This window comes from Egbenema bharatensis FJBBOT/2019, from assembly GCF_048077055.1.
Lineage (GTDB): Bacteria > Cyanobacteriota > Cyanobacteriia > Elainellales > Elainellaceae > Egbenema > Egbenema bharatensis.
This window is the reverse complement of the sequence record NZ_CP182236.1, coordinates 3,513,558-3,525,890: the sequence shown is the minus strand read 5'-3', so window position 1 is coordinate 3,525,890 and position 12,333 is coordinate 3,513,558. Positions and strand designations below refer to the sequence as shown.

Sequence of the window (12,333 nt, the reverse complement as noted above, 5' to 3'; positions counted from 1 at the left end):
GGGGTTAGGTGCGATGAGTATCAACTTGAGTACTCTGATTGACGATGCCAAATGCTATCAACTGATTCGCCAAACTCGTTGGTCTGAAGGGGTGAGATGCCCTCGCTGTCAGAGTGAGCAGGTGGTCAAAAATGGCCGCGATGAAACTCAACCTCAGCGACAACGTTACTGCTGCAAATCCTGTAAAGCCCATTTCGACGACCTGAGCGATACGATTTTTGCAGGGCATCATCAACCCTTGCAAAAGTGGATTGGCTGCTTGTATTTGATGGGACTGAACCTATCGAGTGAACAAATTGCCACCGAGTTAGCCCTGGACAAGGACGATATTTACCAGATGACGATGCAACTGCGTCAAGGCATTGTGGACAACAAGCCGGAGGTGCACTTAAGTGGAGAGGTCGAATTCGACGAAGTGTATCTGACAGCGGGGCATAAAGGCCAACCCCATGAAGTCAAAAAAAGGGGCGCAAAGGACGGCGCCATAAGCTCAAAGGGATTCGGGGACGGGGGACGCTTGCCCAAGAAAAGCCGCCGATTTTCGGCATGATCCAACGTCACGGCTTGGTGGTGATTCGGATGCTGGAAAATGTCCAGCAAGAGACGATTAAACCCCTCATCCAAGCAACGGTCGCTCCTGGAAGCCAGATTTATACAGATGAGTATGGCATTTACAATGGGTTGACATGCTGGGGCTATGAGCATAAAACCGTGTGTCATGGGAGTGGGGAGTATGCCCGCGATGAGGATGGCGATGGATTCTATGAAATCCATGTCAACACAATGGAAGGGTTTTGGTCGTTGCTGCGTTCATGGTTACGACCTCATCGAGGGATTTCTCAAGAGAAGTTGCCGGTGTACCTGGGCTTTTTTGAAGTGGTTCACAATGCACGTAAAAGAGGCAGAGCTTTAATTTCCACTCTCCTGGAAATCCTGCTGCCTATCTCCCCGAAACAGCTATAGAGCCTTGATCTTAGCCCTATTCTTAGGCTGTCATGTTGTTCTGCTTACATCCCCGCCCAAACCCGATCGCTCCCTACAAACGATCGGATTCAAGAACGTAGTCAGGAGGATTTACAGCGTCATCGATCGCATGTACCCTACTGGCAAACAGAATGCCTGCGCTACACGAATCTGTAGATTGTTGATGTTGAACCACATCAGCCCGAATGTTGTAGAATTTAGAGCCGATCGCACTTATTTGCCCCTCGTAGGAATTAGCCGATGCCAGCGAAATCACCCCCACCCTCGCTGCACCCTCCCACCCTTCGTCCATACCAGAGCCAACTGATCAAAGACCTGTACACCCGACTGGGGCAGGGTCATCGTCGAGTTGCCATTATTGCGGGAACTGGAGCCGGAAAAACCGTGATTGGGGGTAAGATCTGTGCTGATACGGCTGCGCGAGGACTGAAACTCATGTTTCTGGTGCATCTGGATGTCTTAGTGCGGCAGACTTACCAGAAAATGCAGTCCTTTGGCTTGCACTGTGGATTTATCAAAGCCGGATGGCAGGAAGATCCCACCGCTCCAATCCAGATCGCCAGCATTCAGACCATGGAAAAGCGATCGTGGTGGCGCAAATTTCCTGCCAATGTCGTGTTTTTTGACGAAGGGCATACCACCGTCTTCAGCCAAATTGGGCAGGAGATTATCTATCGCACCCATCCCAAAGCCGTTCATCTGGCCATGACCGCAACTCCCTATCGCCTGGGAAAAGAGCAATTAGGCGATCACATGGACAGCTTCGTGGCTTCCCCGATTCCCGCCGAACTTCAGCGCATGGGCTACCTCGCCCCAATGCAATACTACGGCGTTTCCACCGACTCCCAAATCAGCCTGGAGGGAGTTCGCACCCGCGCCGGAGATTACGATGAACGGGACTTGAAAAATGCCTGCGATCGCCCCGAACTGGTGCAGCGCATCGTCGAAGAATGGCATCGTCTCACCCCCGGAAAACGGACGATCGCTTTCTGCGTGGATGTAGAACACGCCCGCCATGTGGCTGAAGCCTTTCGAGCTGCGAATGTGAGTGCTGCGGTTGTCGATGGCAGTACTCCGATCAAACAACGACAACAGCTTTACAACGCTCTACGCACTGGGGAATTGCTCGTCCTCACCTCCTGCAATGTAATCAGCATCGGCTTTGATGAACCCAGCGTTGAAGTGGGGTTACTCCTTCGCCCTACCCAATCCCAGGCACTCCACTATCAGCAAGTCGGACGGCTGCTGCGGATCTCTCCAGCTACCGGAAAACGCTACGGCATTATTCTGGATCAGGCCAATAATTTGCGACGATTAGGTTTTCCAGAAGATATTCAAGCATACCGATTGCCAACCAGCCGCGAACCGGGAACCACCGAAGTCACCCCCACCAAACAATGCCCCGACTGCAACCGCCTCACCTGGGGCTTTATCATGACCTGCCCTGGCTGTGGCTACATCTGGCCAGCGGAACCGGCTGTAAATACCGAAGCGATGGTTGAAGTCTACAGCGAAGAGGTGCTTCACCAGATCGAACGCCGGAAAATGTACGACTTTTTCCGATCGCAGCGTCAGAAAGCCTACCGAGAAGGAGCTGCCCCCAGTTGGCCGATCGCAGTTTTCCAGAAAGAATTTGGCTGTGCCCCGGAACCCGACTGGTGTTTTGGCTCCATTTTTGGCGATATGCCCAGCCTGGAGGATCGGTACGCCTATCGGAACTATTTAATCAAAGTGGCGCAACGACTGGGGAAAGATTTGACCTGGGTGATTCAGGAATTTCAGCAGGAATGCGGCACAGAAGGCTGGCAGGAAGTATTTCGTTGAACACTGCAACATTTCGCAATTGAATCCGTCTTGCAGATCGGGTGCGAATCTGAGAGACTCTCTACGGGTCGATCGCAGCCTAACCAAGGCTCGATTTCCAGCGTTTACAGCTTCAGTAGTTTTACTTAGATCCAAAGATGATGCCACCCAAAACGACGACGCTTACAGCTTTTTTAGGGCTAATCAGCCTGGCCCAAACCCCTGAAGTCACTCCTGCATCGTTGCCCCACTCATCATTCGTTGACGATATTTTAACGACCCACAATCAGTACCGCACTGAGGTGAACGTCCCTTCCCTCACCTGGTCAGATACTCTGGCCGAACAGGCCCAGGAATGGGCCGATCATCTGGCGGCGATCGGCGGTCATACCTTGCAGCATAGTCAGGTTGCCGATCAGGGTGAAAATCTCTGGATGGGAACCTCAGGACATTTCAGCTATAGCGACATGGTCAACCGCTGGGGAGCTGAACAGCAGTACTTCACCGCAGGAGCCTTTCCGGCAGTCAGTTCCACCGGAAGCTGGTTTGACGTAGGGCACTACACCCAAATCATCTGGCGCGATACGGCTCAAGTTGGTTGTGGATTCGCCTCAGCCGGAGGGAATGATATTCTGGTTTGCCGTTATGATCCTCCCGGTAACTACATGGGGCGATCGGTGTATTAGGGCAAGCCTCTCTTTTGACTGACGGAATCTGGGCGAAGCTTCCTTAGACTTCACCCAGCCGGACGAAGTGGCAGCCTGGTTAGAACACAATACATAACCAGCCTCACTCCTTAAACTGTTTAAATTCAAGTCAAATTCAAGCTTAACTGGCCAGATACTCCCGAATATCGGCTCTGCGCTTCCGTAACTTCGTCAAAGCCTCCCGCTCAATTTGGCGCACCCGCTCCCGGCTAATGTTTAACCGATCGCCAATCTTGGCCAGGGTGAGAGCCTGTCCATCATCCAGTCCAAAGCGTAACGCTAAGACCTGCCGCTGCTGGGGGGTTAATTCTGCCATCAACTGTTCCAACTCGGTTCGCAAGGAAGACTGAGCTGCAAAATCCTCCGGGGATGGCCCAGTATCCTCCAGCAATTCGCCCAACTCTGTATCCTGATTGTCTCCCACCCGCAAATCCAGCGATAGGGGAACCCGCGATCGCTCCAGATACTCGCGCACCTGCTTGGGAGACAAATCTAGTTCGGCTGCTAACTCTGAGATTGTGGCAGTCCGCCCCAGTTGCTGGGCCAATTGCCGTTGGACTTTCTTAATCTTGTTCAGCTTTTCAGTAATGTGAATCGGTAAGCGGATAGTACGTCCCTTCTCGGCGATCGCTCGGGTGATGGCCTGCCGAATCCACCAGTAAGCATAGGTTGAGAACCGATAGCCCTTTGTGGGGTCAAATTTTTCGACTCCCCGATGCATGCCAATCGTCCCTTCCTGAATTAGATCCAGGAGATCGACATTGCGCTTGATGTATTTCTTCGCCACCGAGACAACCAGCCGCAGGTTTGCCTCCACCATCTTCCGCTTGGCCTGTTCCCCCTCTTCAAGGGACTGCTCCAACTCTTCCGTTGTCAGATCAGCTTGCTTTGCCCATTCTGCCAGAGAGGGTTCATAGCCGAGACGCTCACTCAAAGCGGCCTTAATATCCTTTAGTGCGGTCAGTTGCTGCACTTGTTTACCAAACAGAATTTCCTGCTCGTGCGTTAACAGGGGAACACGACCAATCTCCCGTAAGTAAGCACGTACCATATCCGCAGAGGTCTGAGTAGTCTTCATATCGCCGGGTCTTGAACTAGGAGGAACTTAGTTTAGGACAAATGTACTAACTGCGCAAGAGTCAAGTTCAAGATTTTCCTGAAAATCAAGAAAGCCAAAGCTGTGACTCAGCAAGGTTGTAACGCTTTGTCAAGATGTTGAACATCAAGCGGAAGCCTTGAAGCAGAAGAGTGTAACGCGCGGTGCAGCTACTGAAAGCTACGGGGGCAAAGATCTGACCGCCTTCCTACCAAATTCTTAACAAGTCCTGATCTAGCCCATATCCATAGAACGCCAATATACAGTCTTCAGCTTTAAGCCGTAGGTGAGCAATGAATGCAATGTAACCAAGCGGGAACGGGATGCCATGCAGTCAAGCGTGATGTAATCGACTAACAAATTAGATAAACGCCACCAAAACTACATCCAAACCGCTACTGCTAAACGATTTCTAATAATCGTAACATTTTTTAACTCTTTTGTCACAGTCTTAGGAATAGGATTGTTGTTGTTTATCTCAACTAATACGTACAGAATACCCTTTGTTCCCTCTGCTAAATGCATCCTGGAGAACAAATCGGCTGAACTCTACCTTAAGAAAGAGGAGAGTACCCACACTTAACTTCATTAATTTTTTCTAAGAAATAATGGTTAAAAATTCTGTAGCAAGCCGCGCCACAGGCTAACAATTTGCTCCCACAGTTCACCCGGCCCAACGCCAAAGAACAATTGCAGCAGCAAAATTACGATCGCAATCGTGACGGCAGTGCTGATAGCAGATTTTGCCACTCTCAGCAAAAAAGTGAAGACCAGGAACGAAACTATGAGTGCAGCGATAATCAGAATCGGTTCCATGTTCCCCTATGACCAACCTTTTCGCCAATTCTGACCCAGAGTTGTCCCCCTGTCCAGTTAGCTCCTATGGGAGATTAATTTTTCCCGCTGCTGCTCAAATTCAAAGTGCAAATTGTAAATGGCGTTCAGCAAGTCTCGATCGCGGTGGGTCTGAATCTCCTCCCAGTCGCAGGGGGCAGTGCGGCGCGTATCCCAACTCAGAATCTGCAAACCATTCCAGAAAGTAAAGTGACCATTTTCAGGGGTGGCGAGATCCAGCTCCAAACGGCACTGGGGATGAGTGGCAATAAAATCCCAATTTGCCTGCTGAACAGCACTCCAGTTACTATCATCCACAATGATGAGGGACTGATCCGCCAGGAAGGGTCGCACTAACAGCAAGCCCATTAACTGCGATCGATAGTCGTGGGCTCCATCATATAAATACACGCCAATGCGATCGTCACCTTGCAACTGTCCCAGGTCATAGAAAAACGCTTCAAAGTCTTGATTGCAAAAGCAAACCTGTTCTGCCAGGTCAAAAGATTCCAGATTGGCTGCCAGGATCGCTTCGCCCTCGCCGGATGGATCAAATTCAGAAAAGTTATCCACGGCATAGGCCAGACGATCGCCATGATCCAGCAATGCCCCAATCAGCGTTGAACCCCGAAAGCTGCCTACTTCACAATAAATTTCATTGGCCTCCATGCAGGCGATCGCACAGTTGAGTAACTGCATCACGTTTGGCGTGGTCATGCCGCGCACCTGACTGAGTACCGCCTGGAAGCGATCGGATTTGGGCTGCACCTGCTCCGTTCCCCAATGACGATAGAGCGTGGGCAATTCCTTGAGAAACCGTTGGTAGTCCATATAGCAAAGGGTATAAAAGCTTGGGGGAGTCACTAAAGCAAAAGGTAAATGCTCATCCTCAGAATACCCATCCCGCTCAACTTTCCTCCATCTATTCCCCCATAACATGCACCACCAACTCCCGGACATGACTGTGCTGCCGATGCTCCCAAATGTAAATGCCCTGCCAGGTTCCCAGCACCAGGCGACCATTGGCGATCGGGATTTGTTCAGAAGTATGGGTTAAAACCGTGCGAATGTGGGCAGGCATATCGTCTGGGCCTTCGGTGCTGTGAATGTAGCGATCGCCCTCTGGCACCAGCCTGGATAAAAAGTTAGATAAATCAGTCAGTACATCTGGATCGGCATTTTCTTGAATGATTAAGCTGGCGGAGGTGTGCCTCAAAAACAGGGTGCAAAGCCCGGTTTGAATACCAGAATCGGCCACAACATCAGCCACTTTAGAGGTGACTTTGTGGAGGGCCTTGCCGCTTGTTTTTACCTTGACAGCTTGTTGGTAATGGGTCATGGACGGGAAACTCAAATTGAACACTCAAAGCTCAATCTTAACAACGAGCCATTTCCGCCCTGAGGCAGGCAAACGGAATCACCTGAAATTCAATCACCCGAAATTCTTGTGGGGTGGGCATCCTGCCCGCCCAGTCAAAGCAGCAGAACGGCAATCAGGTTATTCAATAATCAGGTTATTCAATCCAGGATCTCTAATCCCTGAAGCTCTAAATCTAGTCTGCGGTTTCAGGCGGATCTTCCGCCGCCTCATCATCCAGCCAGGGAGAGTCGTAGTGGTTCCAGGGCAGGATGGGACTGTTGGGGAGTTTGTTCGTCAACACCGTAATATTTTTCAAATCAGGCTTGGGAAGCTTGATTCGATCGGTGGATTCCTCAACGGATGGATGAGCTGCAAGCATATTTTGAAGGTGTAAAGAGTTAAATTCACTCCAAACATGGAGATAATCAGAATTGACTATCTCTATCCTTTAACAATAGCTTTTTCCAATTTAAACTGCCAGTCCCCAAAGTGTCCCTACGGTGGAACCAGCCCGAGCGATTTTCGTAGTGCAGGCATCTTGCCTGCCAGTCTATCCACCCCACAACTGCCAAACTGGGATACCCCGATCTAAAGCGCCAGCGACACAATCCAGAGGACGTGGGACAGAGTAATAATCAGTGTGGCCCAGACAAAATAGGTCGCCAGGGAGAGCGCCTGAGTAATGTCATCCAATCGCTGCTTATTGGCTTGATACACCGCAATTAAATTTGTCAGCATTTGCAGCCGATACTCATCGGGGGAAAGGGCCAGATACCGTTCGATCGATTCCTGATCCTCCAGGTTCGGTGTCACAAGGGGCTGACGCGGCAGGAGGGCGTAAATTAGCACACTAAAACTGAACAAAAACCCGATGACTTCTGCAACGCTAAAAAGACTCACGGTAAACAGCAATCGTGAAATCGATAACACCGTTAACAGAGCCGTATTAGTGACAAACAAGATATTGAGCTGAGTTAAAGAAAGCTGTCGGAGTTGCTGCTGTTGATCCAGCACCGATCGCGCATCTTGAATCGTTAAATTGAGTGTGACAAATCCATCTGGTTTCGGCTCAAATTCCATTGAATCGCTGGGTTGTTTGGCGCGTTGCCCCTATCGGTTTAATCAGAATGCAGATATTCGACGATCGCCCTGGCAACGACCTCATTACCATCTTTCGGTAAGGGTTCTGGCTGCTCCGGAGGATAGGGCGGTTCCTGCAAAAAATTCCAGTCACCCTCAAAAAATTCCGTTGGAGTCAGAACGCGATGACGATTATATTTCCGAATTCCCTCGGTCAAAACGGGGCCTTCGGCAAAGTCATCACGAGGAATGGTCACCACAGGCACATTCATCCGGCAAGCTTCCGCAAAGGTGCTATATCCGGGTTTAGAAACCACCTGACTACAGAGCGGCATAAAATCAACCGGACGAACCCTGCGATCGGTGATTTTAACTATATTTGGCAATTCGGGAGCCTGCTGATCAAAGTTAATGAACTGCCAGTCGGGAAAGCGTTCCAGGTTGTGATAGGGAACCTGATTCAACCCCAACCCGCCAAAGGTGAGCAATGCCGTTCGTTCCACCGGAGCCGTAATCTTAAACCGTTGCCGCATTTCATCGGGGGAGTAGAGCGGTGCGCCCCCGGTTAAACCAATGTCAATGATGTTCGGGAAGGCACTCATGGCTTCATGAAACGGCAAGCGATACAGCCGATCGCACCAGCTAAACCGTTCCCCAATCCAATCCGCCATTTCAACAAACTCACCACCCCAATCTCGATAGATAAAATCCCAGCCAAAATTACTCACCATCCAGCAGGGAATATTCGCAGCACGGGCGATCGATGCTGCCAGGGGAGGAATATCGCCGATGACTAATTGAACCCGATTCTGCCGAATAAAGGCAACTTCTCCTGCAATGGTGGTGGCTTCCTGATCCCGAATTTGCTTCAGCTTCTCCAGGGTGGCAGGTTTATCCATCGTGAGGCTGTCCGCCTGCACCACACCAATATCCAGCGGCTTGGGACGGTGAATAAAGTCTTCTCGAAAATATGATTCCAGCAGTGGTCGAGAAGCTGCCGTCACTAAAATAATCACCACCTCTGGGCAAATCCGTTTCACCTCCGCCAACATCGAAGCCGTGCGCGTGGCGTGGCCAAATCCATGATTGGTCACTGCGGCATAGAGGATCGGTTGAGGCATTACTCCCACACTCCTATGTAAATTCGATCGCCTGCCCGTTCGATCACCCCTTCAACGGAACCGTTACTGAACGAGTAGGAAGTTTTTTCTCCCCGACGGACTTGCTCCAACGCCTGCTCAATTTCTGGACTGCTGCGATAGTTCATCATGCCGTTGAGAGCCGTTCGCATCACATTGAAATCGGTGTAGGGCGAGAAATAGGCCTCGGTGCGTTCAATTTGATTGCTCTGACCGTAGATATAAACCAGATCCACCTGTTCCGGCACGATGTAGGTGGCAATCCGCAAAGCGTTGCCCTCATCCCGCTGGCGATCGGGTTCTCCCAACTGTTGGATGACCTGCTGTTCAGAGGTTCCCGGTGCAAAGCCTGGAACGCGGCTGATGGAACTGCCAATGGGAGGGGGGTGGGGGCGTGAAGCCGCAGGCGGTTCGGGTTCGGGAGGTCGTGTATTAATGCTGTCGTCTGGTGGAGCCGAGTCCACGGGAGGGAGGACTTCCGGTTCTGGTTCCGGTTCTGGCTCCGGTTCGGGTTCGGGTTCTGGGGATGGAATGACCTCTGGTTCTACAACAACACTCTCCGGCAGTTCCGAAACCTCTGGCAGTGACTCAAAATCCTCGGTGGGAGCCGTTTGCTGATTGTAATGGAGAACGGCCGAAACGGCTGCGATCGCTATGCTGGCCAGAGTAACTAATCCAATAAACGCAATCCCTCGTCCTTTACCTTTGTTCGATCGTCGGGGGGGAGGAGCGGTGGTGACGGTTGAGGGGACGGCAACGGATTTAGCTCTGGGCGCATCTGGCGTGAGGGCAAGGGTGGCGGCTGTCGCTGCTGCGGGTTGTCTGGGAGGGGGATCCGGGACAGGAGTACGGGCAACGGGACGAGACCCTGCCCTTGGGGGACTCACCGCCACAGTGGCCGCTGTCGATGGATTAGTTTGATGCACCGATGGAGTCGCTGCGGGAGCGATCGTAGGGAGTAAGTCCAGCCATTCGGTCACTGTTGCCGGACGCTGATCTGCCTCCAAAGCCATACCCCACAGAATTGCTTGATTCACCGCAGGGCTGAGGCTACGATTCAAATGGCGCGGTTCGGGCATGGATTGGCGATCGCGCATGATCGAGGCGATAGGCACTCGGGCAGTCACCAGGGCATAGAGCGTGGCGGCTAACCCATACACATCTGTTGCAGGCGATCGTTTGGCGTTGAGCAGGTACTGTTCCACCGGAGCGTAGCCCACCGTGACCAGATTGGTATGGGCCTGGGTTTTGCCTAAAGTAAACTCCCGCGCAATCCCAAAGTCGATCAGAATCACCTGATCCGTATCTTCCCGTAAAATCATATTCTCCGGTTTGAGGTCACGGTGGAGTAACCCCTGCTGATGCACCACTTCCAGGGCTGCACCAATCTGGCGAATGTAGTGGACTGCCAGAGCTTCTGGGAGCGGCTTTTCTGGAAAAACGACCTGATCCAGCGAATATCCGGGGATATAGTCCATCACCAGATAGGGAATTCCCTCTTCCACGAAGAAATCCCGCATTCGCACAATATTTGGATGTTCACATCGCCGCAGGTTTCTAGCTTCATCCCGGAATCGGGCTGCCAGTTGGGCAAATTGGGGATCTCGCTGAAGGTCTGGATTCAGCGTTTTGATCACGCAGACTTCATCCAAAAAGTGGTGCGTTGCCAGAAAGGTAATCCCAAATCCGCCCTGTCCCAACTGCTCATCCAGGGTGTATTTCCCGCCCTGCAATGCTTTCCCTATCAGCATATTCATACGTCCGGCTTGCCCGTCGGTCTATCGACTTAGAAGACTGAAACCACTTTAGCTCAACTGGATGAGAGGGGAATGAGGAGAGTGGACAGATCTAGCGATCGGGTTTGGCGATCGGGTTTGGCGATCGGGAGCTGATAGCTTACTGCCTATTTCAGGCGCAACCGTCGGGCTTGATACGATCGCCACATTACAATGCCCAGGGTAATCGCAGTGATGGGCAGAACAAACAGCAGCATAACAGTGCTGTACATCGGGAGCAGGCTGTGTTGAGTGGAGTACAAAATCAGGTAAAGGGTGTAGGCGAGATAGTATCCCGTAAACAGCAGCCCTTCCCGCCGATCAATCAAATTACCCGTAAAGAAAATCGGTAAGCAGGCCAGGGCAACCGCAATCATGACCGGCATATCAAAGCGCAGAGCCGTACTGGAAACACTGACCCCATTAGGAGCGGTAATGGCCGCAACCCCCAGGACTGCCAGAATATTGAAAATGTTACTGCCAACAACATTTCCCACAGCGATATCGCGTTCCCCGCGAACACTGGCAACGATCGAGGTCGCCAATTCTGGTAAAGACGTTCCCGCCGCCACAATGGTCAATCCAATAATTAATTCACTCACCCCCAGGGCCCTGGCAATTGCTGTCGCTCCATCCACAAGCCAATTAGAGCCAAGGACTAGCAGTGCCAAACCACCAAAAATAAAACCAATGTTCTTCAGCCATCCCAGAGACGATCGCTCGAGGTTGCCATATTCATTGGCATACTCTTCCTGAACGGCGGGATTGGTTTCACGCCGGCTTTGGTAAATCAAAAAGACCGTGTAGACAATACCCAGAGTAAAAAGAATGATCCCATCCATCCGACCAATCCTGCCATCCAGTCCAAAGACCAGTGCCAGAACCGATACCCCAATCATGATTGGCACATCCAGCCGAATCAGCTGCTGGGCCACCACCAGGGGCGCAACCAGAGCCGCCAAACCCAGAATGAGTAGAATATTAAAAATGTTGCTACCAATGACGTTGCCGATCGCAATATCCGGTTGGACATAGCTCGACATCATACTCACCGCCATTTCTGGTGAACTGGTTCCATAGGCAACGATCGTTAGCCCAATTACGAGAGGCGAAATACCAGCCATCACGGCTATCCTGGATGCACCCCTCACCAAAGCTTCTGCTCCAATTACCAACAGTGCTAAACCAATGACTAACAAAACCAGCACTGTTCCATTCATAAAACCAGTTCTCCAGAAGGTTGAGTAAAAAATTGACAAATTACTAATTCTTATTTTGAACCTGTTCTGTATCTGAAAAGACAGAATTTTTCTCAGCCAGATTCACTCAGATTCACTAATTATCGCCTGATTCTCATCATTCAGGCTGGAAGCGCGTTGAACCAGAACCAGTACTTTTAATCTTAAGTGAATGTTAGCAGCGATTTTTCACGCAATTTTTCATGTTGTTAAGTTTTGTGCGGAAAACGTACTCGTAAGGATGTACTGCTATGCGCCCCTTGCAACTTAGTATTGTTAACCTTTGTTGACAGGTTAAGATATAGAGCGAAAGTTTT

General features: G+C 51.0%; 11 protein-coding genes and 1 pseudogene. 3 read left to right on the top strand and 9 right to left on the bottom strand.

Going from position 1 to position 12,333, the window contains the following annotated elements:
- Positions 1-13: 13 nt before the first annotated feature.
- The 3 genes and pseudogenes from ACM1PF_RS16310 (at position 14) to ACM1PF_RS16300 (ending at position 3,473) form a co-directional block, all read left to right on the top strand.
- A pseudogene (locus tag ACM1PF_RS16310) lies at positions 14-963 on the top strand (IS1595 family transposase).
- A 261-nt stretch (positions 964-1,224) separates the two neighbouring features.
- Positions 1,225-2,808, top strand: a complete 1,584-nt coding sequence (locus ACM1PF_RS16305; protein ID WP_416676336.1) for a DEAD/DEAH box helicase — start codon at positions 1,225-1,227, stop codon at positions 2,806-2,808.
- A gap of 137 nt (positions 2,809-2,945) precedes the next feature.
- On the top strand, positions 2,946-3,473 hold the full coding sequence (locus tag ACM1PF_RS16300; protein ID WP_416676335.1) for a CAP family protein: 528 nt from the start codon (positions 2,946-2,948) through the stop codon (positions 3,471-3,473).
- Positions 3,474-3,615: 142 nt separating this feature from the next.
- Here ACM1PF_RS16300 and ACM1PF_RS16295 read toward each other — a convergent pair whose 3' ends face one another.
- From ACM1PF_RS16295 to ACM1PF_RS16255, 9 genes are all read right to left on the bottom strand, one after another.
- Positions 3,616-4,572: an RNA polymerase sigma factor, RpoD/SigA family gene (locus tag ACM1PF_RS16295; RefSeq protein ID WP_416676334.1), complete on the bottom strand. Its 957-nt coding sequence runs from the start codon at positions 4,570-4,572 to the stop codon at positions 3,616-3,618.
- 630 nt (positions 4,573-5,202) lie between these two features.
- On the bottom strand, positions 5,203-5,340 hold the full coding sequence (locus tag ACM1PF_RS16290; protein ID WP_416676333.1) for a hypothetical protein: 138 nt from the start codon (positions 5,338-5,340) through the stop codon (positions 5,203-5,205).
- 123 nt (positions 5,341-5,463) lie between these two features.
- Positions 5,464-6,288, bottom strand: a complete 825-nt coding sequence (locus ACM1PF_RS16285) for a class I SAM-dependent methyltransferase (RefSeq protein WP_416676332.1) — start codon at positions 6,286-6,288, stop codon at positions 5,464-5,466.
- Between the two features lie 58 nt (positions 6,289-6,346).
- Positions 6,347-6,763, bottom strand: coding sequence for a secondary thiamine-phosphate synthase enzyme YjbQ (locus tag ACM1PF_RS16280; RefSeq protein WP_416676331.1), 417 nt, complete (start codon positions 6,761-6,763; stop codon positions 6,347-6,349).
- Positions 6,764-6,977: 214 nt separating this feature from the next.
- Positions 6,978-7,163 carry a hypothetical protein gene (locus ACM1PF_RS16275; protein ID WP_416676330.1) on the bottom strand — a complete coding sequence of 62 codons (186 nt, stop codon included), beginning with the start codon at positions 7,161-7,163 and terminating at the stop codon, positions 6,978-6,980.
- 209 nt (positions 7,164-7,372) lie between these two features.
- A complete protein-coding gene (locus ACM1PF_RS16270) occupies positions 7,373-7,864 on the bottom strand; it encodes a hypothetical protein (RefSeq protein ID WP_416676329.1) in 492 nt (163 codons plus the stop codon).
- A 38-nt stretch (positions 7,865-7,902) separates the two neighbouring features.
- Entirely contained in the window at positions 7,903-8,985 is a 1,083-nt protein-coding gene (locus ACM1PF_RS16265; RefSeq protein WP_416676328.1) for a glycosyl transferase, read from the bottom strand.
- Positions 8,985-10,754 (bottom strand): serine/threonine protein kinase, encoded by a 1,770-nt coding sequence (locus ACM1PF_RS16260; protein WP_416676327.1) that lies wholly within the window; start codon positions 10,752-10,754, stop codon positions 8,985-8,987. Before ACM1PF_RS16260 ends, ACM1PF_RS16265 begins: the two co-directional genes overlap by 1 nt.
- Positions 10,755-10,906: 152 nt before the next feature.
- Positions 10,907-11,998: a calcium/sodium antiporter gene (locus ACM1PF_RS16255; RefSeq protein WP_416676326.1), complete on the bottom strand. Its 1,092-nt coding sequence runs from the start codon at positions 11,996-11,998 to the stop codon at positions 10,907-10,909.
- Positions 11,999-12,333 lie beyond the last annotated feature (335 nt).

Coding starts and splice junctions, on each gene's coding strand:
- ACM1PF_RS16275 (WP_416676330.1), bottom strand. CDS start 7,163: ATGCTTGCAGCTCATCCATCCGTTGAGGAATCCACCGATCGAATCAAG.
- ACM1PF_RS16270 (WP_416676329.1), bottom strand. CDS start 7,864: ATGGAATTTGAGCCGAAACCAGATGGATTTGTCACACTCAATTTAACG.
- ACM1PF_RS16295 (WP_416676334.1), bottom strand. CDS start 4,572: ATGAAGACTACTCAGACCTCTGCGGATATGGTACGTGCTTACTTACGG.
- ACM1PF_RS16305 (WP_416676336.1), top strand. CDS start 1,225: ATGCCAGCGAAATCACCCCCACCCTCGCTGCACCCTCCCACCCTTCGT.
- ACM1PF_RS16260 (WP_416676327.1), bottom strand. CDS start 10,754: ATGCTGATAGGGAAAGCATTGCAGGGCGGGAAATACACCCTGGATGAG.
- ACM1PF_RS16255 (WP_416676326.1), bottom strand. CDS start 11,998: ATGAATGGAACAGTGCTGGTTTTGTTAGTCATTGGTTTAGCACTGTTG.
- ACM1PF_RS16280 (WP_416676331.1), bottom strand. CDS start 6,763: ATGACCCATTACCAACAAGCTGTCAAGGTAAAAACAAGCGGCAAGGCC.
- ACM1PF_RS16300 (WP_416676335.1), top strand. CDS start 2,946: ATGATGCCACCCAAAACGACGACGCTTACAGCTTTTTTAGGGCTAATC.
- ACM1PF_RS16265 (WP_416676328.1), bottom strand. CDS start 8,985: ATGCCTCAACCGATCCTCTATGCCGCAGTGACCAATCATGGATTTGGC.